Origin of the sequence: Streptomyces sp. P3 (assembly GCF_003032475.1) — a bacterium.
Classification (GTDB): Bacteria; Actinomycetota; Actinomycetes; order Streptomycetales; family Streptomycetaceae; genus Streptomyces.
The window spans coordinates 4,189,785-4,209,163 of record NZ_CP028369.1; the positions used below are offsets into that span (position 1 = coordinate 4,189,785).

General features: G+C 73.5%; 22 protein-coding genes. 16 read left to right on the forward strand and 6 right to left on the reverse strand.

Annotated elements, in window-relative coordinates; translation table 11 throughout:
• Positions 1-11: 11 nt before the first annotated feature.
• Positions 12-176 carry a hypothetical protein gene (locus C6376_RS44465; RefSeq protein ID WP_173985676.1) on the reverse strand — a complete coding sequence of 55 codons (165 nt, stop codon included), beginning with the start codon at positions 174-176 and terminating at the stop codon, positions 12-14.
• 224 nt (positions 177-400) lie between these two features.
• On the opposite strand from C6376_RS44465, the gene C6376_RS18775 reads away from it, so the two are divergent.
• From C6376_RS18775 to C6376_RS18790, 4 genes are all read left to right on the forward strand, one after another.
• Positions 401-1,630: an NYN domain-containing protein gene (locus C6376_RS18775; protein WP_107444480.1), complete on the forward strand. Its 1,230-nt coding sequence runs from the start codon at positions 401-403 to the stop codon at positions 1,628-1,630.
• A 107-nt stretch (positions 1,631-1,737) separates the two neighbouring features.
• A complete protein-coding gene (locus C6376_RS18780) occupies positions 1,738-2,712 on the forward strand; it encodes an ABC transporter ATP-binding protein (RefSeq protein WP_107444481.1) in 975 nt (324 codons plus the stop codon).
• A gap of 79 nt (positions 2,713-2,791) precedes the next feature.
• Positions 2,792-3,658: an ABC transporter permease gene (locus tag C6376_RS18785; RefSeq protein WP_107444482.1), complete on the forward strand. Its 867-nt coding sequence runs from the start codon at positions 2,792-2,794 to the stop codon at positions 3,656-3,658.
• Between the two features lie 34 nt (positions 3,659-3,692).
• Complete coding sequence (locus C6376_RS18790; protein ID WP_107444483.1) at positions 3,693-4,382, forward strand: DUF2567 domain-containing protein; 690 nt, start codon at positions 3,693-3,695, stop codon at positions 4,380-4,382.
• Between the two features lie 248 nt (positions 4,383-4,630).
• Here C6376_RS18790 and ybaK read toward each other — a convergent pair whose 3' ends face one another.
• From ybaK to C6376_RS18810, 4 genes are all read right to left on the reverse strand, one after another.
• Positions 4,631-5,134: a Cys-tRNA(Pro) deacylase gene (gene ybaK, locus C6376_RS18795; protein WP_107444484.1), complete on the reverse strand. Its 504-nt coding sequence runs from the start codon at positions 5,132-5,134 to the stop codon at positions 4,631-4,633.
• 7 nt (positions 5,135-5,141) lie between these two features.
• The gene (locus C6376_RS18800) at positions 5,142-5,882 is read right to left on the reverse strand and encodes an LON peptidase substrate-binding domain-containing protein (RefSeq protein ID WP_107444485.1); all 741 of its coding nucleotides are present in this window, start codon (positions 5,880-5,882) and stop codon (positions 5,142-5,144) included.
• Between the two features lie 11 nt (positions 5,883-5,893).
• A complete protein-coding gene (locus C6376_RS18805; protein WP_107444486.1) occupies positions 5,894-6,937 on the reverse strand; it encodes a hypothetical protein in 1,044 nt (347 codons plus the stop codon).
• Between the two features lie 119 nt (positions 6,938-7,056).
• Entirely contained in the window at positions 7,057-8,622 is a 1,566-nt protein-coding gene (locus tag C6376_RS18810) for an oxidoreductase (RefSeq protein ID WP_107444487.1), read from the reverse strand.
• A 174-nt stretch (positions 8,623-8,796) separates the two neighbouring features.
• Here C6376_RS18810 and hisD point away from each other — a divergent pair, with 174 nt between their 5' ends.
• The 10 genes from hisD to C6376_RS18855 all read left to right on the forward strand — a co-directional run bounded on the left by hisD (position 8,797) and on the right by C6376_RS18855 (position 16,665).
• Complete coding sequence (hisD, locus tag C6376_RS18815) at positions 8,797-10,122, forward strand: histidinol dehydrogenase (protein ID WP_107444488.1); 1,326 nt, start codon at positions 8,797-8,799, stop codon at positions 10,120-10,122.
• Positions 10,119-11,228 carry a histidinol-phosphate transaminase gene (locus C6376_RS18820; protein ID WP_107444489.1) on the forward strand — a complete coding sequence of 370 codons (1,110 nt, stop codon included), beginning with the start codon at positions 10,119-10,121 and terminating at the stop codon, positions 11,226-11,228. Before hisD ends, C6376_RS18820 begins: the two co-directional genes overlap by 4 nt.
• Positions 11,225-11,827, forward strand: coding sequence for an imidazoleglycerol-phosphate dehydratase HisB (hisB, locus tag C6376_RS18825; RefSeq protein WP_107444490.1), 603 nt, complete (start codon positions 11,225-11,227; stop codon positions 11,825-11,827). The genes C6376_RS18820 and hisB overlap by 4 nt, the downstream gene beginning before the upstream one ends.
• 4 nt (positions 11,828-11,831) lie before the next feature.
• The gene (locus C6376_RS44470; protein ID WP_173985677.1) at positions 11,832-11,996 is read left to right on the forward strand and encodes a hypothetical protein; all 165 of its coding nucleotides are present in this window, start codon (positions 11,832-11,834) and stop codon (positions 11,994-11,996) included.
• Positions 11,987-12,643, forward strand: a complete 657-nt coding sequence (gene hisH / locus C6376_RS18830) for an imidazole glycerol phosphate synthase subunit HisH (RefSeq protein ID WP_107444491.1) — start codon at positions 11,987-11,989, stop codon at positions 12,641-12,643. Before C6376_RS44470 ends, hisH begins: the two co-directional genes overlap by 10 nt.
• Positions 12,640-13,365: a bifunctional 1-(5-phosphoribosyl)-5-((5-phosphoribosylamino)methylideneamino)imidazole-4-carboxamide isomerase/phosphoribosylanthranilate isomerase PriA gene (gene priA, locus C6376_RS18835; RefSeq protein WP_107444492.1), complete on the forward strand. Its 726-nt coding sequence runs from the start codon at positions 12,640-12,642 to the stop codon at positions 13,363-13,365. Before hisH ends, priA begins: the two co-directional genes overlap by 4 nt.
• The gene (locus tag C6376_RS18840; protein WP_107444493.1) at positions 13,362-13,775 is read left to right on the forward strand and encodes a RidA family protein; all 414 of its coding nucleotides are present in this window, start codon (positions 13,362-13,364) and stop codon (positions 13,773-13,775) included. The genes priA and C6376_RS18840 overlap by 4 nt, the downstream gene beginning before the upstream one ends.
• Positions 13,772-14,527: an imidazole glycerol phosphate synthase subunit HisF gene (hisF, locus tag C6376_RS18845; RefSeq protein ID WP_107444494.1), complete on the forward strand. Its 756-nt coding sequence runs from the start codon at positions 13,772-13,774 to the stop codon at positions 14,525-14,527. Before C6376_RS18840 ends, hisF begins: the two co-directional genes overlap by 4 nt.
• Positions 14,528-14,666: 139 nt before the next feature.
• Complete coding sequence (locus tag C6376_RS18850) at positions 14,667-15,275, forward strand: transcriptional regulator (RefSeq protein WP_107444495.1); 609 nt, start codon at positions 14,667-14,669, stop codon at positions 15,273-15,275.
• 136 nt (positions 15,276-15,411) lie between these two features.
• Positions 15,412-16,665 (forward strand): MFS transporter, encoded by a 1,254-nt coding sequence (locus tag C6376_RS18855; protein ID WP_107444496.1) that lies wholly within the window; start codon positions 15,412-15,414, stop codon positions 16,663-16,665.
• A gap of 48 nt (positions 16,666-16,713) precedes the next feature.
• On the opposite strand, the gene C6376_RS18860 is transcribed toward C6376_RS18855, so the two are convergent.
• Complete coding sequence (locus C6376_RS18860) at positions 16,714-17,349, reverse strand: TIGR03085 family metal-binding protein (protein ID WP_107444497.1); 636 nt, start codon at positions 17,347-17,349, stop codon at positions 16,714-16,716.
• An 83-nt stretch (positions 17,350-17,432) separates the two neighbouring features.
• On the opposite strand from C6376_RS18860, the gene hisI reads away from it, so the two are divergent.
• The gene (gene hisI, locus C6376_RS18865; protein ID WP_107449050.1) at positions 17,433-17,834 is read left to right on the forward strand and encodes a phosphoribosyl-AMP cyclohydrolase; all 402 of its coding nucleotides are present in this window, start codon (positions 17,433-17,435) and stop codon (positions 17,832-17,834) included.
• 11 nt (positions 17,835-17,845) lie between these two features.
• Complete coding sequence (locus tag C6376_RS18870) at positions 17,846-19,333, forward strand: anthranilate synthase component I (RefSeq protein ID WP_107444498.1); 1,488 nt, start codon at positions 17,846-17,848, stop codon at positions 19,331-19,333.
• The last annotated feature ends 46 nt before the right edge of the window (positions 19,334-19,379 follow it).

Below are 19,379 nucleotides of genomic sequence, written 5' to 3' on the forward strand. Positions count from 1 at the left end.
CCGTGCGGACGTCAGTTGTGGCCGAAGCGTTTCTGCCGGCCCTTGTGGGCGATGTCGGCAGGCGTCGCCTGGGCGATGCGCTGCTCGGTCTGCGACTCCATCGAGGCCGGCTGTGCGGCCCGCGGACCACGCTCGGACTGCGGCTGCTTACGATCCTGCTTCTTGTTCTTGGCCATGGTGATCTGCCTCCTGTGGGTGATCTCGGGGCCAGGGCCGGGATCAGATTCACATAGGCTGACTTACAACGCATTTCGGATAATTACCGTCCGTGACAGGGGTTGTCGGAGTGCGCCGCCGCCAAACGCCACGCCGAAGATCGAGTTCCGGCCGTTAACCTCCGCGCGGTCGGGCAGACTCGAAGGAAGCCCGAAGCAAGCCTCCCGGAAAGAGGGTGAGTCGTGTGGACCGCTGCATCGTCCTGGTGGACGCCGGGTATCTGCTGGGGGCGGCCGCGAGTCTCCTCGCCGGGGAGCCCTCGCGATCCCGTATCACCGTCGACCACTCCGCGCTCGTCCAGGGCCTGCGCGAACAGGCCGAGTCCGAGACCGAGCGCCCGCTGCTGCGCATCTACTGGTTCGACGGCGCCCCGGACCGCGTCCCCCAGCCGGAGCACCGCAGACTGCGCGTGATGCCCCGGGTGACGGTCCGGCTGGGCGCCCTCACCCGCAGCGACGGACGGTGGGCCCAAAAGGGCGTCGACGCCGCCATGCACGCCGAGCTGACCGAGCTGGCCCGCAACCGCGCCTGCTCCGACGTCGTGCTCGTCACCGGCGACGGCGACCTGCTGCCGGGGATGATGGCCGCCAAGGAGCACGGCGTCGCCGTCCACCTCTGGGCCGTCCAGGCCGCCGACGGCGACTACAACCAGTCCGAGGACCTGGTCGCCGAGGCCGACGAGCGGCGCGTCCTGGACCGCATCTGGATCACGAAGGCGGTTCGCGCGAAAGAGCTCGGCGGGGTCTGCGCGCCGCCGCCCGCGCCCCGCCCCGAGATCGCCGCGATCCTCTCCGCTCCACTGCCCGACTCCGGGCTCGCCCCCACGGTGGAGCGGCCCCCCGAGGAGGCCGAGCACCCCTCGGTGACCGCCGGCTCCGACACCGGCGCGCGGGACCGCGTGCCGGCCCCCAAGGGCGTCCCCACGCCCAAGGACCTGGCCGCTCTACGGGCGTCCGGGACGTCCGGGGCGCCCGCCGTCCAGCATCCGGCCACCGCGACCCTGCGCTGGTCCTCCGACAAGGGCTGGGTGGACCGCCCCGGGGCCGCCCCCGAGCCCGCCGAGGTCGCCTCCATGCCGACGCTCGCGCAGGTCACCACGGCCGAACAGCGGTGGGCCGACCGCGAGGAGGACATCACCACCGTCAGCGGCGACCCCTACGAGGTGGGACAGGTGTTCGCCCGCCGGTGGATGGCGCGCCTCGGCGACCAGAGCCATCTGCAGAAGCTGTCGGGCATGTATCCGCGCATCCCGCACCGCATCGACGGCGAGCTGCTGAGGTACGCGGCCCGCTTCGGACTGCTCGCCCACAAGGACGACCAGATCGACGAGCACGACCGGTACGCCATCCGGGCGGGTTTCTGGCGCGAGATCGACGTGCGCACGGCCGCCGGGCACGCTCCGGCGGCGGACTGAGCGGGCCGCCCCCGACGCCCCGACCGTGAACGGCGGCCCGCGACCCCGTACTCTCGTCCCTTGTGAGTACGCGCGCGGCACCGCCCCTCCGGCACGGGAACGAGGTCGTGTGTGCCGTGCGCGGTCTGACCAAGACCTATCCGGCGGTCCGCGGCCGGCGCGGCACTCCCGCGACACCCGAGGTCCGGGCCACCGACGACGTACGGCTGGACATCCGGCGCGGTGAGATCTTCGGTCTGCTCGGACCCAACGGCGCCGGCAAGACCACCCTCGTCCGGCAGATGACCGGGCTGATGCGTCCCGACGCGGGCAGCGTGGAGATCCTCGGGCACGACATCGTGCGCCACCCCGAGCGGGCCGCCCGCATCCTCGCCTACCTCGGCCAGGAGTCCACCGCCCTCGACGACCTCACCGTCTCCCTCGCCGCCGAGACCACCGCGCGGCTGCGCGGCCTCGACGTGCACACGGCACGCCGGGAGCGGGACGCCGTCCTCGACGAACTGGGCCTCACCCCGCTCGCCGGACGCCCGCTGCGCAAACTGTCCGGCGGCCAGCGCCGGCTGGCCTGCTTCGCCGCCGTCCTGGTGGGGGAGCGGCCGCTGCTGGTGCTGGACGAGCCGACCACCGGCATGGACCCGGTGGCACGGCGGGCGGTGTGGGCCGCCGTGGACCGTCGGCGGGCCGAACGCGGCACGACCGTGCTGCTCGTCACCCACAACGTCATCGAGGCGGAGACCGTGCTCGACCGGGTCGCCGTCCTCGACCAGGGCCGGGTCATCGCCTGCGACACCCCCGCCGGGCTCAAGGAGCAGGTCGCCGACGAGGTGCGGGTCGAGCTGGTGTGGCGGGAGCGGGCACCGCTGGACGTGCCCGAGGTCGCCGCGCTGCGCGAGCGGGCCCTGGAGTCGGGTCGCCGCTGGACTCTGCGGCTGGCCCCCGACGAGGCCCGCGCGGTCGTCGCCACCGTCACCGGCGGGGCCGCCTTCGCCGCGCTGGACGACTTCACCCTTGCCACGCCGAGCCTGGAGGACGTCTACCTGGCGCTCGGCGGGGCGGCACGGCAGGGTCTGGTGCGGGCGTGAGCGCGGCGTGGACGGCGGGCGCGCGGCGGACGCCGAGCGCGAGGGACGCCGGGGTGAGCGGGCGAGCCGACGGGCCCGTATGGGACGGTATGAGAGCCGTAGGGAAGAGGAGCAGCGTCACGTGAGTGTCGTACCCGCCGAGGTTCTGCCGGGCGGCGCCCGGGCCGTCACCGGGACGCCGCGCGCCGCGGCCGCCGAACTCGCGCCGCGCGCCCGGCTGTGGCCGTCGCTCGTGGCCGTGTACCGGGCGCAGCTGTCCCGGGCGCGGGTGGCGCGCATCCCGCTGCTGTTCGTGGCGACCTTCCAGTCGGTCGGCATCCTGATCATGATGCGCGGCGTGGTGGACGGCGGACACGAGGCGGAGGCCGTGGTGGCGGGCTCCGCGGTGCTCGTCGTGGCCTTCGTCGCGCTGAACCTGCTCGCGCAGTACTTCGGGCAGCTACGGGCGAGCGGGGGGCTGGACCACTACGCGACCCTGCCCGTGCCGCCGGCCGCCGTCGTGCTGGGCGCGGCCGGGGCGTACGCCTCGTTCACCGTGCCGGGGACGCTGGTGACCGCGGTCTTCGGCTGTGTGCTGTTCGGGCTGCCGCTGACCCACCTGTGGGTGCTCGCGGCCGTCATCCCCCTGGCGGGCGCCGCGCTGTCCGGACTCGGCGCGGCCTTCGGGCTGCTGGCGCCGCGGCCGGAGCTGGCCACCGTGCTGGGCCAGCTGGGCATGTCGGCGGCGCTGCTGCTGGGCGTGCTGCCGCCGGACCGGATGCCGGAGGCGGTGCGCTTCGCCCGGGACCTGCTGCCCTCCACCTACGGGGTGGAGGCAGTCGCGCGGACCTTCGGGCCGCACCCCGACTGGGCGTTCGTGCTCGGCGACCTCGCCGTGTGCGCGGCCGTGGGCGTCGTCTCGCTCGCCGTCGCGACCTGGGCGTACCGCCGGGCCGCCGTCCGGTGACGCGCCGCACGGGCACGCCTGGCACGATGTCGGTGTGACCGCACCGCTGACTCCGCCTCCGCCGCCGCACGAACCGTCTCCGCACGAGGCCTGGCCGCCGTCGCCCGGAGGGTACGCGGGGGTGGCCACCGCGCCCCATGACGGCGCGCACGGACAGGACGGGCCCGGGATGAAGACCGAACTGCGGGAAGCCGCCGTGATCACCGCCGGGGTCGCCCTCACCGGGGTGCTGCTGGGGCTGCTGTGGGTGTGGCTGGCGCCGAAGGTGCCGCTGGTCGGCGAGGTGTCGGACGGCAGCTGGGTCGTCTACTTCAAGGACACCGAGGGTGAGCAGGCGATCGGGGTGGACGGCACGTTCACCCTGCTGGCCCTGGCCTGCGGCGCCGTGACCGCGGCGGCGGTCTTCGTGTGGCGGCGGCGCGGGGGAGTGCCCCTGGTGGTGGCGCTCGGTCTGGGCGGCCTTCTCGGCTCGTTGCTGGCCTGGCGGCTGGGGGTGTGGCTCGGGCCCGACTCGGATGTGATCGCGCACGCGCAGGCCGCCGGCAAGGGCGTCACGTTCTCGGCGCCGTTGAAGCTCGGGGCGAAGGGGGCGCTGCTGGCGTGGTCGCTGGCCGCGATGCTGGTGCATCTGGGGCTCACGGCGTTGTTCGGGCCTCGCGATCCCGAGCCGTTCCCGCCGTACGGGGGGGCCTCGAAGGACGGGTACGGGGCGCCTACGGCGTAGGGGCGGTGCCGTTGCGGGGTGCTGCGGGGGCGGTTTTCGCCCCCGCAGCCCCTTCCTGTCCCGTCCTCAGGGGTGCTGCCCCTGTGCTCGCCCCGCCAGGGGGCTCTGCCCCCTGGACCCCCGATCGGCCTGGACGGCCTCGTCCTCAAACGCCGGACGGGCTGTATGGCCGGGCGGGCTCGAGAGGCGGGCGGGCCGGGTGGCCGGCGGGCGAGAGGCGGGCGGGCCGGGTGGCCGGGGGCGACCGGTCAGGGGCGGGCGATCGGGGCCAGCAGGGCGTCGGTCTGGGTGGTCAGGTCCTCGGGGGAGAGCTCGACCTCCAGGCCTCTGCGGCCCGCCGAGACGCAGATGGTGGCGTGCGCCGTCGCCGAGGCGTCCAGGACCGTGCGGAGTTTCCTGCGCTGGCCGAGCGGGGAGATGCCGCCACGGACGTAGCCGGTGGTGCGTTCGGCCAGCCCCGGGTCGGCCATCGCCGCCCGCTTGCCGCCCACCGCCGAGGCCAGGGCCTTCAGGTCGAGGGAGCCCGCGACGGGAACCACCGCCACGGTGAGGGCTCCGTCCACGTCCGCGACCAGGGTCTTGAAGACGCGGTCGGGGGAGACGCCCATCGCCTCGGCCGCCTCCTCGCCGTACGACGGATGGCTCGGGTCGTGGACGTAGGCGTGGACCGTGTGGTCCACGCCCGCCGCCGTCAGGGCCACCGTCGCGGGCGTGCCGCCGGACTGCTGCTGCTTCTTCGGCTTCTTCGCCATGGGGCCTTCAGTTGAGACTGGTCGGGGCGCGGGTCAGGTCCGCCGCGGGCAGTGAGGGCAGGCTGCGGATGATCGCCGTCTCGGCGCGCAGCACGGTCAGCTCGTCCCGCAGGCGTGAGGCCGTGTCGGGGGCCTGCAGCAGGCGCTGCTTGCTCGGGACGTCCAGCATCATCGCCGCCGCCACCAGGTACGACACCACCGAGGGGTCGTCCGGCAGGTCCGCGCCGGTGGCCAGCGAGCGCTCGCGGGCCCCCGCCAGCCGCTTCTGGTACTGGCGGAAGGCGCGCAGTACGCCTTCGGCGAGGGCGCCCGCCTCGTCGCCCGGTTCCTCCGGCAGCTCTTCGAGTTCCGCCGTCAGGAAGGGGCCCGACGCGTCCACCGACAGCAGCTTGACGCGGGTCGTGCCGGTCGCCAGCACCTCGAAGGTGCCGTCGGCGCGCTCCCGGATCGTCGCCGCGTCGGCCACGCAGCCCACGCCGTGGAACGTCCTGGCGGGATCGTCGCCGAAGCCGGCCGCCGGGCCGCGCTCGGCCACCGCCGTCCGGTCGGGGAGCCCCCGGGCGCTGGGCGCCACCTCGCAGCCGTCACGGATGGCCACGACGGCGAACCGGCGCGATTCGTCCTCGGGGGTCTTCAGAAGATCGCGCATCATGGCGCGATAGCGCTCCTCGAAGACGTTGAGCGGGAGCACGAGTCCCGGGAACAACACCGAGTTCAGCGGGAAGAGCGGCAGACGGACGGTGGTCACGACGCAGAAGCCTAATGGTCCAGCGGCCGGGCTCGTCCGCCGTGCCCGTCACCCGGCTGCCACGGGGGGCGTTCGGACGGTCCCGAGCGGACCTCCTCGCGCACGGCCAGGAAGTGGCCGAGCGGGTCGTCCGACAGCCGCCCCCAGGGGAAGGAGGTGGCGTACGGGCCGATCAGCCGCAGCTGGGCGAGGGCGTCGTCGCGGCGGTCCAGGCGGACCAGGACGTACGTCAGCACGTTGCGGATCTCGGCGGGCCACGGGTCGGCGGCCGGGAAGCGCGCGGAGAGCGCGACGGCGCGGTCGGCGGCCGCGTCCAGCCGCTCGCGCGGCACCTCGGGGCCGCAGCCGTCGGTGAGATAGGCGAAGGCCGCGCGGGCCGGCAGCGCCTGGACGAGGGAGCCGGCCGGTGCGTCCTGTGCCGCGCGGTCGGCGAAGTCGAAGCACTCGCGGTGGGAGCCGTGCCAGGACTCGGCGAGATAGCGCTTGGCGGCGACATGGCAGCCGTAGTGGTGCGGGGCGCGGCGCACCGCGGCCGCCCACAGCTCGCCGAAGTACTTGTGCCCGGCCTGTGAGCCGCGGGCGTGGTCCAGGGCTATCCGCCAGGGCACCGGATCGCGGACGTCGCTCTGCGCGGCGGCGGTGATCAGCGGGCTCACCTCGCGCAGCAGTTCGGCCCGGGCCGGCGACCGCCAGGCCCTGGCCACGGCCAGCTGGGCGGCGACGAGCAGGACGTCGGGGTCGCGCGGGGCGGCGGCGCGCCAGTCCTCGAACCACTCTGGGCGGGAACGGGCGAAGGCCGCGAGCCGGGTCGCGTACCGGTCGCGGTACTCCCACTCGGCCCGTTCCCGGGTGCGGGCCAGCAGTTCGGCGGCGGGCGCGTAGGCGCCGAGGGCGGCGGCGACCAGCGCGGGGCCGAGCCGGTCGTCGGGCACGTCGAGGAGCACCTCGTCGTCGGCGGGGAGCCCGGCGGCGCTGTGGGGGGCGGCGTTCCGTGCCGGGCGGGAGCTCCGGGAGGCACGGATGAACGGGGGCAGCAGAGCCATGGTGCCGACCATTGAAAAGCCGCGGCTTCAGATTGCGCCAGAGGGTTCGCGCAACCTCAGGAAAGTTGTATGCCCGCAGGTCAAGGGATGGTAAAGGGCGATGGGACGACAGCTTTGCCGGAGCGCGCCCGTCAGCCGCGGCGCAGCAGCCTCGTCGCCCCCGCCGCCACGGCCGTCGCCAGGATCCAGCCGAGCAGGACCAGCGCCGTCGACAGCCACTGCCAGCCGCCGCTCAGCTGCCACTGGCCGACCTGCCCCAGGTCGATGACCGGCAGCAGCAGATCGAGGGCGAACAGTGCCGGGTTCCAGGGCGGGTGCCCCTGCCGGTCGACGGGCGGGTGCGCGGCGTACGCGAAGGCCAGTGAGCTCGCCGCCCACAGCACGGCCATCCACACCGCGGCCCGGCCCGGCCGGTACCCGTAGGCGACCGTCCAGTCCTGCGCGTAGCCCCAGAGCTTCGCGGCCGGCGGCAGGGTCTCGCGGCGACGGCGCTGCTTGGCCAGCAGGACCTCGCGCGCGTCCTCGTCCTCCCCGCCGGTCCGCAGCACGGCCGCCAGCCGCTCGTACGGCTCCGGGGCGTACTCGGCGGTCGCCGCGGCCACCCAGCGCAACCGCTCGGCCAGCGGGAACGGCCCCTGCGGCACCAGGTTCTCGTAGGCGAAGCCGCCCATGTGCAGCGCGCCCGGACCCGGCCAGGCGCTCGCCCGGTCCACCAGGTTGATCACCCGGGCGCCGGACAGGACCACCTTGCCGCGCAGCGGCTGCTCGCCCAGGAAGCGCAGCTCCGGCGTCTGCACCCGGCGCAGCGACAGCTCCTGCTCGTCCGTGAGGACGAACCGGGCCCGCTCCAGGTCCACCGCGTCCCCGAAACGGCCGTCGTCCAGGCGTAACCCGCCCCGGCACTCGAAACGCTGGATGCGCGTCCCCCGGGCCGGGGTGACACCGCTCACCGCGTGGCCGCCGACGCCGGCCGGGGTGAGGTACAACGAGCGCTCCACGGTCAGCTGGGGCGCGTTCAGCGCGAGCCGCGTGTACGGGTTGGTCAGCCGCGCCCCGCGCAGACTCAGCGACACGCCGATCTTGGCGCTGCGCAGGCTCAGCTCGCCGTGCGACTCGAGGAGTTCGGCCTGGAGGTCCTGGCCGACCGTCAGGCCGTCGGCGGCGATCGAGCGGCCGGTGCGGTCCCGGTAGACGATCGCCTGGTTCAGCAGCAGGTCCGTGCCGATGTGCGCGTCGGTGAGCCGCACGCCGTTGTGGAAGCGGCAGCGCGGCAGGTGCAGATCGCCCTCGGTGTGCACCCGCGCCGCCTCCAGGCGCGGCACCGAGCAGTCCACCAGCCGCATGGTCGTGAACCGCGCCTCCGGCAGCAGCACGTCCCGCTCGAACCGGCAGCGCTTCATCTCCACATAGGGCACCACCGTGCCGCCCGCGAGATCCAGCGAGCCGCTGATCTGCACGCCGGCCAGCTTCATCGAGGCCACCCGGCCGGCCAGCGCGGGCGGCCCGTCCAGCAGCAGCCAGGCGACGATCCGGGCCCGCACGGTCCGCGACCCGCCCCACGGATGGCCGCCGTGCGGATCGTCCACGGCCGTGTCCCCGCTGCTCAGGTCGTACACGCTGCCGTTGCGGAAGGCCTGCCACATGCCCGCCTCGGCCGCGGTCAGGTCGTCCGGCAGGTCAGCCGCGCCGTCGGTCACCGCAGTCACCCGTCACCCCCTCCGTCACCCCTGGGCTTCGCACGGCTGTTCTGCCCGCCGGGTGACCCCCCGCACACCCAACGTGAAGGCGATCTTCCGAGTTCCGGCCACGGTCTGTATCAGCCATTGATACGCGCGGACGACGCCCGATCCCGGTCTGAGAGAATTGGCCACGTGATCTCCCGAATCGATCTGCGCGGCGACGCCCTTCCCGAGGGACCCGCCCTGCGCGACCTGCTGCCCCGAGCCGACTTCGACGTCTCGGCCGCCCTCGAGAAGGTGCGTCCGATCTGCGAGGCCGTGCATCATCGGGGCGACGCGGCGCTGATCGACTTCGCCGAGAAGTTCGACGGGGTGCGGCTGGAATCCGTACGCGTCCCGGCCCGGGCCATCGCCGACGCCCTGGACGGGCTCGACCCGGCCGTGCGTGCGGCCCTGGAGGAGTCCATCCGCCGCGCCCGTCTCGTCCACCGCGAGCAGCGCCGTACGACCCGCACGACCCAGGTGGTGCCCGGCGGCGCCGTCACCGAGAAATGGGTTCCCGTCGACCGGGTCGGTCTGTACGCGCCCGGCGGCCGCTCGGTCTACCCGTCCTCCGTGGTGATGAACGTGGTGCCCGCGCAGGAGGCGGGCGTCGAGTCCATCGCCCTGGCCTCGCCCGCACAGGCCGAGTTCGGGGGCCTGCCCCACCCGACGATCCTCGCCGCGTGCGCCCTGCTCGGCGTCGACGAGGTCTACGCGGCCGGCGGCGCGACCGCCGTCGCGATGTTCGCGCACGGCACCGAGTCCTGCGCGCCCGCGAACATGGTCACCGGCCCCGGCAACATCTGGGTCGCCGCCGCCAAGCGCTACTTCGCCGGCAAGATCGGCATCGACGCCGAGGCGGGACCGACCGAGATCGCCGTCCTCGCCGACGCCACGGCCGACCCCGTGCACGTCGCCGCCGACCTGATCAGCCAGGCCGAACACGATCCGCTGGCCGCCGCCGTCCTGGTCACGGACTCCGTCGAGCTGGCGGACGCCGTGGCGAAGGAACTGGAGCCGCAGGTCGCGGCCACCAAGCACGTCGAGGACCGGATCGTTCCGGCGCTCGCCGGCCGGCAGTCGGCGATCGTGCTGGTCGACGGCGTCGACGAGGGCCTGCGGGTCGTCGACGCCTACGGCGCGGAGCACCTGGAGATCCAGACGGCGGACGCCGCCGCCGTGGCCGACCGGGTGAGGAACGCGGGCGCGATCTTCGTCGGACCCTGGGCGCCGGTCTCGCTGGGCGACTACGCGGCCGGCTCCAACCACGTGCTCCCGACGGGTGGCTGCGCCTGCCACTCCTCCGGGCTGTCCGTGCAGTCCTTCCTCCGCGGCATCCACATCGTCGACTACACGCGCGACGCGCTCGCCGAGGTCGCGCACCACGTGGTGACGCTGGCGGAGGCGGAGGACCTGCCCGCCCACGGGGCGGCGATCAAGGCGCGGTTCGCATGGAAGGTGCCGACGACCAAGTGAGCTTCGGAATCGACGATCTTCCCGTACGGGACGAGCTGCGCGGCAAGTCCCCCTACGGCGCGCCCCAGCTGGACGTCCCCGTACGGCTGAACACGAACGAGAACCCCTACCCGCTGCCCGAGCCGCTGGTCGAGCGGATCGCCGAGCGGGTGCGTGCGGCGGCCCGCGACCTCAACCGGTACCCGGACCGCGACGCCGTGGAGCTGCGGACGCGGCTGGCGAAGTACCTCACCGACACGACGGGGCACGAGGTCGCCCCGGCCAACGTGTGGGCCGCCAACGGCTCCAACGAGGTCCTCCAGCAGCTGCTGCAGACCTTCGGCGGACCCGGCCGCACGGCGATCGGCTTCGAGCCGTCGTACTCGATGCACGGGCTCATCGCCCGCGGCACCGGGACCGGATGGATCTCCGGGCCGCGCAACGCCGACTTCACCGTCGACCTCGCGGCCGCCGAGAAGGCCATCGCCGAGCACCGCCCCGACGTCGTCTTCGTCACCACCCCCAACAACCCCACCGGCACCGCGGTCCCGGCCGAGACGGTCCTCGCGCTGTACGAGGCCGCCCAGGCCGCGAAGCCGTCGATCGTCGTGGTCGACGAGGCGTACGTCGAGTTCAGCCACGGCGACTCGCTGCTGCCGCTGCTCGAGGGCCGGCCGCACCTCGTCGTGTCCCGCACGATGTCGAAGGCCTTCGGCGCGGCGGGCCTGCGCCTCGGGTACCTCGCCGCGCACCCGGCGGTGGTGGACGCCGTCCAACTGGTCCGGCTGCCCTACCACCTGTCGGCCGTCACCCAGGCGACCGCGCTGGCCGCCCTGGAACACACCGACACCCTGCTGAAGTACGTCGAGCAGCTGAAGTCGGAGCGGGACCGACTGGTGGGCGAACTGCTCGCGGCCGGCTACGAGGTCACGCCGTCCGACGCCAACTTCGTGCAGTTCGGGCGGTTCGACGACGCCCACGCGGTGTGGCGGCAGATCCTCGACCGGGGCGTCCTGGTCCGGGACAACGGGGTGCCCGGCTGGCTGCGGGTCACCGCCGGAACCCCCGAAGAGAACGACGCGTTCCTCGACGCGGTCCGTGAACTGAAGAAGGAGACGAAGGCATGACTCACGAAGGCCGCGTCGGAAGAATCGAGCGCACCACGAAGGAGACCTCGGTCCTCGTCGAGATCAACCTCGACGGTTCCGGCAAGGTCGACGTGTCGACCGGCGTCGGCTTCTACGACCACATGCTCGACCAGCTCGGACGCCACGGTCTGTTCGATCTCACCGTGAAGACCGACGGCGACCTGCACATCGACTCGCACCACACCATCGAGGACACCGCCCTCGCGCTGGGCGCCGCCTTCAGGCAGGCCCTCGGCGACAAGGTGGGGATCTACCGCTTCGGCAACTGCACGGTCCCGCTGGACGAGTCCCTCGCCCAGGTCACCGTCGACCTGTCCGGCCGCCCCTACCTCGTGCACACCGAGCCCGAGAACATGGCGCCGATGATCGGCGAGTACGACACGACGATGACCCGGCACATCCTGGAGTCCTTCGTCGCCCAGGCGCAGATCGCGCTGCACGTGCACGTGCCCTACGGGCGCAACGCGCACCACATCGTGGAGTGCCAGTTCAAGGCGCTCGCCCGGGCCCTGCGCTACGCGTCCGAGCGCGACCCGCGCGCGGCCGGCATTCTCCCCTCCACGAAGGGCGCGCTGTAAAGCCATGACCGGACTGTCGACCGTCCTGATCGTCGTCGGCCTCTTCCTGGCCGGCGGCATCTACTCCTTCGTCAAGCAGCAGATGCCCAGGAGCCTGATCGTGCTGCTCTCCATAGGGGCCGCGATGTGCCTCGTCGCCGGTGTGATGCGGCTGGAGGTGTGGAATTGAGCTCCGCGAAGAGCGCGAAGAAGGTCGTGGTCTTCGACTACGGCTTCGGCAACGTCCGCTCCGCCGAGCGCGCCCTCGCGCGCACCGGGGCGGACGTCGAGATCACCCGTGACTTCGACACCGCGATGAACGCCGACGGACTGCTGGTGCCGGGCGTCGGCGCCTTCGCCGCCTGCATGCGCGGCCTGAAGGAGGCCCGCGGCGACTGGATCATCGGCCGCCGGCTGTCCGGCGGACGGCCGGTCATGGGCATCTGCGTCGGCATGCAGATCCTGTTCGAGCGGGGCATCGAGCACGGCGTGGAGACCGAGGGCCTCGACGAGTGGCCCGGCGCGGTCGAGCCGCTGCAGGCCGACGTGGTGCCGCACATGGGCTGGAACACCGTGGACGCCCCGGCCGACTCCCAGCTCTTCGCCGGCCTCGACGCGGACGCCCGCTTCTACTTCGTGCACTCCTACGCCGTGCACGACTGGTCCCTGGAAGTGCTCAACCCGGCGATGCGCGCCCCCAGGGTGACCTGGGCGACGCACGGCGAGCGGTTCGTGGCCGCCGTGGAGAACGGCGCCCTGTGGGCCACGCAGTTCCACCCCGAGAAGTCCGGCGACGCCGGAGCCCAGCTCCTCACCAACTGGATCGGAACACTGTGAGCAAGCTCGAACTCCTCCCCGCCGTCGACGTCCGCGACGGCCAGGCCGTCCGTCTCGTGCACGGCGAGTCCGGGACCGAGACCTCCTACGGCTCCCCGCTCGAGGCGGCCCTCGCCTGGCAGCGGTCGGGCGCCGAGTGGCTGCACCTGGTCGACCTGGACGCCGCGTTCGGCACCGGCGACAACCGCGCGCTGATCGCCGAGGTCGCCAAGGCCATGGACATCAAGGTGGAGCTCTCCGGCGGCATCCGCGACGACGACACCCTCGCCGCCGCCCTCGCCACCGGCTGCACGCGCGTGAACCTGGGCACGGCCGCCCTGGAGACGCCCGAGTGGGTCGCCAAGGTCATCTCCGAGCACGGCGACAAGATCGCGGTCGGCCTGGACGTGCGCGGCACGACGCTGCGCGGCCGTGGCTGGACCCGCGACGGCGGCGACCTCTACGAGACGCTGGCCCGCCTCGACCAGGAGGGCTGCGCGCGGTACGTGGTCACCGACATCGCCAAGGACGGCACCCTGCAGGGCCCGAACCTGGAGCTGCTGAAGAGCGTCTGCGCGGTCACGGACCGGCCCGTCGTCGCCTCCGGCGGCGTGTCGTCCCTGGACGACCTGCGGGCCATCGCCGAGCTGGTCCCGCTCGGCGTCGAGGGTTCGATCGTCGGCAAGGCGCTGTACGCGAAGGCGTTCACCCTGGAAGAGGCCCTGGAAGCGGTGGCCCGGTGAGCGAGGTGCGCCGGATCGGGTCCGGCGGACCCTGGGAGGAGGCCTTCGGCTACTCCCGCGCGGTGCAGCTGCCGGGCGGGCTGGTGCTCGTCTCCGGCTGTACCTCCGTGGTGGACGGCGAGATCGCCGCCGGGGGGCCGTACGAGCAGACGGTCAACGCCTTCAACGTCGCCTTCGCCGCACTGGAGAAGCTGGGGCTCGGCCGCGAGGACGTCGTGCGCACGCGCATGTACCTCACCCACGCGCGGGACGTCGACGACATCGGGCGCGCCCACAAGGAGCTGTTCGACGCCGTCCGGCCCGCCGCCTCCATGATCATCGTGTCCGGCTTCGTGGACCCGAGCCTGGTCGTCGAGGTCGAGGTCGAGGCGTTCCGCCCCGGCGGCGACGAGGAGGTGTCCGCGCCATGACGCTGGCCGTACGAGTCATCCCCTGCCTGGACGTGGACGCCGGCCGGGTGGTCAAGGGCGTCAACTTCCAGAACCTGCGCGACGCGGGCGACCCCGTCGAGATGGCCAAGGTGTACGACGCCGAGGGCGCCGACGAGCTGACGTTCCTGGACATCACCGCATCCTCCGGCAACCGGGAGACGACGTACGACGTGGTGCGCCGCACCGCCGAGCAGGTGTTCATCCCGCTGACCGTGGGCGGCGGGGTACGCACCCCGGAGGACGTCGACAAGCTGCTGCGGGCCGGCGCCGACAAGGTGGGCGTCAACACGGCCGCGATCGCCCGCCCGGAGCTGATCCGGGAGATCGCCGAGCGGTTCGGTCGGCAGGTGCTGGTCCTGTCGGTGGACGCCCGGCGCACGGAGTCGGGCTCCTTCGAGGTGACGACCCACGGCGGCCGCCGTGGCACCGGCATCGACGCCGTCGAGTGGGCGCACCGGGCGGCGGAGCTGGGCGCGGGCGAGATCCTGCTGAACTCGATGGACGCGGACGGCACGAAGGACGGCTACGACCTGGAGATGATCGCGGCGGTGCGGGGGCATGTGACGGTCCCGGTGATCGCCTCCGGCGGCGCCGGCCGGCTCACGCACTTCGCGCCGGCCGTCGAGGCGGGCGCGGACGCGGTGCTGGCGGCGTCGGTCTTCCACTTCGGCGACCTGCGGATCGGCGAGGTCAAGCAGACCCTGCGGGAGGCGGGCCACCCGGTGCGGTGACACCCGTTCACGCGCGGAGTTCCTGACGCGCGGCAAGCCCCGGTCGCCAGGCGGCCGGGGCTTGCTCGTGCCGAGAAAGGAAAGGAAAGTTGCACAAAATATATTGCGCAACTTTTCCTTCCTGTCTACGGTGAGGCGCATGACAGGCAGGGAACGCAATCGCCGGATCACGGACCTGGGCACGCTGAAGGCGCTCGCCCACCCCCTCCGGATGCAGCTGTACCGCGGGCTGACCGTCGCCCGCGTCGCCACCGCCTCCCACCTCGCCGACCAGGTCGGCGAGGCCGTCTCGCTCGTCAGCTACCACCTGCGCAAGCTCGCCGAACACGGGCTCATCGAGGAGGCCGAGCCGCAGAGCGCGGACGGCCGCGAGCGCTGGTGGCGGCTCTCCTCCGACGGCGTGAGCATCCGGGACGAGGACTTCCGCGACGCCCCGGAGAAGGCGGCCGCGCACACCGCGGCCAGCCGGCTCTTCGCCGAGGACCGCATGGACATGTACCGGCGCTGGCTCGACGAGCGGGCCCACTGGAGCCCCGAGTGGAACCGCAGCGCCGAGTCCTCCGAGTCCATCCTGCGTCTCACCGCGGACGAACTGGCGGAGCTCAACGCCGAGATGCTCGCGCTCCTGCGCAGGTACGACGAGCGGGGCAGGGCTGCGGACGCCGCCGAGGCCGGTGAGGGCTCCGAGGCCTCCCGGGGCCGCGAGAACGTCTCGGTGCACACGTACTCGTTCCCGTTCCGTGTCTGATCCGGTGTCCGGACCCGCCTCCCGACCGACTCCGGGCCCCGTGCCGCGTCCGGCTCCGACGCGTGATGCCGTGTCCGATTCCGTGTCCGATTCCGTGCCCGATTCCGTGTCCGCTCCCCTGGGAGAGAAGCCGCCGGTGACCACCGTCACGCACGAGACCGTCCAGCGCACCGCTCCCGGCCTCCCCGCCCACCGCGACCCCAACGTGCTGCGCTGGCTCACCGCCTACACCGCCTCCATGGTCGGCGACAGCGTCTACTACATCGCCCTGTCGTGGGCCGCCGTGCAGACCGGCACCGCCGCACAGGCCGGGCTGGTGATGACGGCGAGCGCCGTGCCGCGGGCCCTGCTGATGCTGGGCGGGGGAGTGATCGCCGACCGGCTGGGTCCGCGCCGGGTCGTCATCGGCAGCGACGCCGTGCGCTGCGCGGCCGTCCTCGCGGTGGCCGCGCTGCTGTACGCGACGACTCCCGGCCTGTGGCCGCTCGCCCTGCTCGCCCTGGTCTTCGGCGCCGTCGACGCCGTCTTCATGCCGGCCGTGGGCGCGCTTCCCGCGCGCGTGACCAGCCGCGGGCAGCTCGCGCGCGTCCAGGGCATGCGCGGCCTCGCCATCCGGTTCGCGAGCGTCGTCGGCGGACCGCTCGGCGGTCTCGGCGTGGCGGTCGGCGGCGCGGCCGCCGCGTTCTCCCTGGCCGGACTGCTGATAGCGGTCTCGGTGCCGCTGCTGTGCTCCGTGCGCGTCCGCGAGCTGCCCGCCGACGACAGGGCCGCCGCCGGCGGCACCGCCTGGAGCGACCTGCGGGCCGGACTGCGGTACGTGCGCCGCCACCGCGTCCTCGCCCCGCTGCTGCTGGCCATCGCCCTGGGTGACCTGGGCTTCGTCGGGCCCCTCAACGTCGGACTGACCCTGCTCGCCGACGAACGCGGCTGGGGCGCCGCCGGCATGGGCTGGGTGCTCTCCGGGTTCGGCGTCGGCGCGGGCGCCGCCTCCCTGCTGCTGACCCTGCGAGGACGGCTCCCGCACGCCGGACGGCTGGCCGGCTGGTCGATCCTGGCGGGCTCCGTGGCCATCGGCGCCCTCGCGTTCGCGCCCACCCTCGTCACCGCCGTCGGCACCGCCCTGCTGATCGGGCTGCTCGCCGGGCTCAGCGGCGCCGTGTGCGGAGCCCTGCTGCAGACCCAGGCCGCCCCCGCCTACCTGGGCCGCGTCACCGCCGTCTCCAGCCTGGTCAGCGTCGGCCTCACCCCGCTCAGCATGCCGGTGTCGGCCGCGGCCGTCGGAGCCTGGGGCACCGGCCCCGTCTTCGTCGTCAGCGCCGCGGTCTGCGGGCTCGGCGGCGTCGTGGCCCTGAGCGTGCCCGTCCTGCGCCGCGCCGAACTGCCGCGCTGACCCCATCCCCGGGGGGCCGGGGCGCCGGCCCCCCGGCCCGCGCGCCGCTCAGATGCCGAGCTGCTTGCCGCCGTGCAGCCGGTCGATCGCTTCCTTCTCGCCGTCCAGCTCCACCACGGCGGCGCTCTGCCGGCCGTACAGGAACAGCAGCAGCTCCGACGGCTCACCCGTCGCCGTCACGACCGGCGTGCCCCGGTTGGCGACCGCCGTACGGCCGTCCGGGCGGCGCAGGACCAGGCCCGTCGGGGTACCGCGGCCCATCAGGCGCGCGGTGCGCTCCAGACGCGACCACAGCGCGTCCTGGAAGACCGGGTCGAGCTCGCGCGAGGACCAGTCGGGCGTGGCCCGGCGGACGTCCTCCGTGTGCACGTAGAACTCGATGGTGTTCGACGCCTCGTCGAGCTGCTTGAGCTGGAACGGGGAGAACCGCGGCGGACCCGTGCGGATCAGCTGGATCAACTCCTCGTACGGCTTGGCGGCGAACTCCTCCATCACCCGGTCCAGGCGCGACGCCAGCTGCTTGATCAGAATGCCCCCGGCGGCGTCCGGACGACGCTCGCGCACCACCACGTGCGCGGCCAGGTCACGGGTCTGCCAGCCCTCGCAGAGCGTGGGCGCCTCAGGGCCCGCGGTCTCCAAGAGGTCGGCCAGCAGCAGCCGTTCACGCTTCGCGAAAGTGGACATGCGGCCAGCCTACGACCCCGCGCACGGTCCGCCCAGTGGACATGGCACGGTCACTGTCCGTGGCGCGCGGCACAATGGCGGGCATGACCAGCACGCCCACGCCCAGCAGCCTGGACCCCGCCATCGCCGCGCGTCTCAAGCGCAGCCCCGACGGGCTCGTCCCCGCCATCGCCCAGCAGTACGACACCGGTGAGGTGCTCATGCTCGGCTGGATGGACGACGAGGCGCTGCACCGCACGCTCACCACCGGCCGCTGCACCTACTGGTCGCGCAGCCGCCGCGAGTACTGGGTCAAGGGCGACACCTCCGGCCACGTCCAGCAGGTCAGGTCCGTCGCCCTCGACTGCGACGCCGACACCGTGCTCGTCCAGGTCGACCAGACCGGCGCCGCCTGCCACACCGGCGCCCGCACCTGCTTCGAGGCCGACGTCCTCCTGAAGGACCCCGCGGGCGCCGATTCCGGCGTCACGGGCTCGGATCAGTAAGGTCAGCCGCCATGGACCTCGAGACGTTCCGCAAGCTGGCCACCGACCGTCGGGTCATCCCGGTCACCCGCAAGCTCCTCGCCGACGGCGACACCCCGGTCGCGCTCTACCGCAAGCTCGCCGCCGAGCGCCCCGGCACCTTCCTGCTGGAGTCCGCGGAGAACGGCCGCTCCTGGTCCCGGTACTCCTTCGTCGGCGTCCGCAGCGCCGCCACGCTCACCGCACGCGACGGCCAGGCCCACTGGCTCGGCACCCCGCCCGTCGGCGTCCCCGCCGAGGGCGACCCGCTCGCCGCGCTGCGCGCCACCGTGGAGACCCTGCACACCCCCCACCAGGAGGGCCTGCCGCCCTTCACCGGCGGCATGGTCGGCTACCTCGGCTACGACATCGTGCGCCGCCTGGAGAAGATCGGCCCCGGCGAGCGCGACGACCTGAAGCTGCCCGAGCTGACGATGCTGCTCACCAGCGACCTCGCCGTCATGGACCACTGGGAGGGCTCCGTCCTGCTGATCGCCAACGCGATCAACCACAACGACCTCGACACCGGCGTCGACGAGGCCCACGCCGACGCGGTCGCCCGGCTGGACGCCATGGAGGCCGACCTCTCCCGCGCGGTCGCCCAGCCCCCGGCCGTCCTGCCGCCCTCCGAACTGCCCGAGTACACCGCCCTGTGGGGCGGCCCCGACTTCCGGGAGGCCGTCGAGGACGTCAAGGAGCGCATCCGCGCGGGCGAGGCCTTCCAGGTCGTCCCCTCCCAGCGCTTCGAGACGGCGTGCACCGCGAGCGCGCTGGACGTCTACCGGGTCCTGCGGGCCACCAACCCCTCCCCGTACATGTACCTGTTCCGCTTCGACGGCTTCGACGTGGTGGGCTCCTCCCCGGAGGCCCTGGTCAAGGTCGAGGACGGACGGGCCATGGTCCACCCCATCGCCGGCACCCGGCACCGGGGCGCCACCCCGCAGGAGGACCAGGCCCTCGCCGACGAGCTGCTCGCCGACCCCAAGGAGCGCGCCGAGCACCTCATGCTCGTCGACCTCGGCCGCAACGACCTGGGGCGGGTCTGCGAGCCCGGCTCGGTCGAGGTCGTCGACTTCATGTCCGTCGAGCGGTACTCGCACGTGATGCACATCGTCTCCACCGTCACCGGACAGGTCGCCGCCGGCCGCACCGCCTTCGACGTCCTCACCGCGTGCTTCCCGGCCGGCACCCTCTCCGGCGCCCCCAAGCCGCGTGCCATGCAGATCATCGACGAGCTGGAGCCGTCCCGACGCGGCCTGTACGGCGGCTGCGTGGGCTACCTGGACTTCGCGGGGGACTCCGACACGGCCATCGCCATCCGCACCGCCCTCCTGCGCGAAGGCGCCGCCTACGTCCAGGCCGGCGCGGGCATCGTCGCCGACTCCGACCCGGCCGCCGAGGACCAGGAGTGCCGCAACAAGGCCGCGGCCGTCCTGCGTGCCGTCCACACCGCCAACCGGCTGGGCGGCCGGAGCGCCTGAGAAGGCCGGTGAGCCAAGCGCCCGCCGCCCGATAGGACGCGTCTCA

Excerpts from the sequence above, each read along its gene's own strand:
- C6376_RS44465 (WP_173985676.1), bottom strand. The coding sequence starts at position 176 with ATGGCCAAGAACAAGAAGCAGGATCGTAAGCAGCCGCAGTCCGAGCGT.
- C6376_RS18785 (WP_107444482.1), top strand. The coding sequence starts at position 2,792 with ATGGGACGGTATGAGAGCCGTAGGGAAGAGGAGCAGCGTCACGTGAGT.
- ybaK (WP_107444484.1), bottom strand. The coding sequence starts at position 5,134 with ATGGCGAAGAAGCCGAAGAAGCAGCAGCAGTCCGGCGGCACGCCCGCG.
- C6376_RS18805 (WP_107444486.1), bottom strand. The coding sequence starts at position 6,937 with ATGGTCGGCACCATGGCTCTGCTGCCCCCGTTCATCCGTGCCTCCCGG.
- hisB (WP_107444490.1), top strand. The coding sequence starts at position 11,225 with ATGACTCACGAAGGCCGCGTCGGAAGAATCGAGCGCACCACGAAGGAG.
- C6376_RS44470 (WP_173985677.1), top strand. The coding sequence starts at position 11,832 with ATGACCGGACTGTCGACCGTCCTGATCGTCGTCGGCCTCTTCCTGGCC.
- hisF (WP_107444494.1), top strand. The coding sequence starts at position 13,772 with ATGACGCTGGCCGTACGAGTCATCCCCTGCCTGGACGTGGACGCCGGC.
- C6376_RS18850 (WP_107444495.1), top strand. The coding sequence starts at position 14,667 with ATGACAGGCAGGGAACGCAATCGCCGGATCACGGACCTGGGCACGCTG.
- C6376_RS18860 (WP_107444497.1), bottom strand. The coding sequence starts at position 17,349 with ATGTCCACTTTCGCGAAGCGTGAACGGCTGCTGCTGGCCGACCTCTTG.
- hisI (WP_107449050.1), top strand. The coding sequence starts at position 17,433 with ATGACCAGCACGCCCACGCCCAGCAGCCTGGACCCCGCCATCGCCGCG.
- C6376_RS18870 (WP_107444498.1), top strand. The coding sequence starts at position 17,846 with ATGGACCTCGAGACGTTCCGCAAGCTGGCCACCGACCGTCGGGTCATC.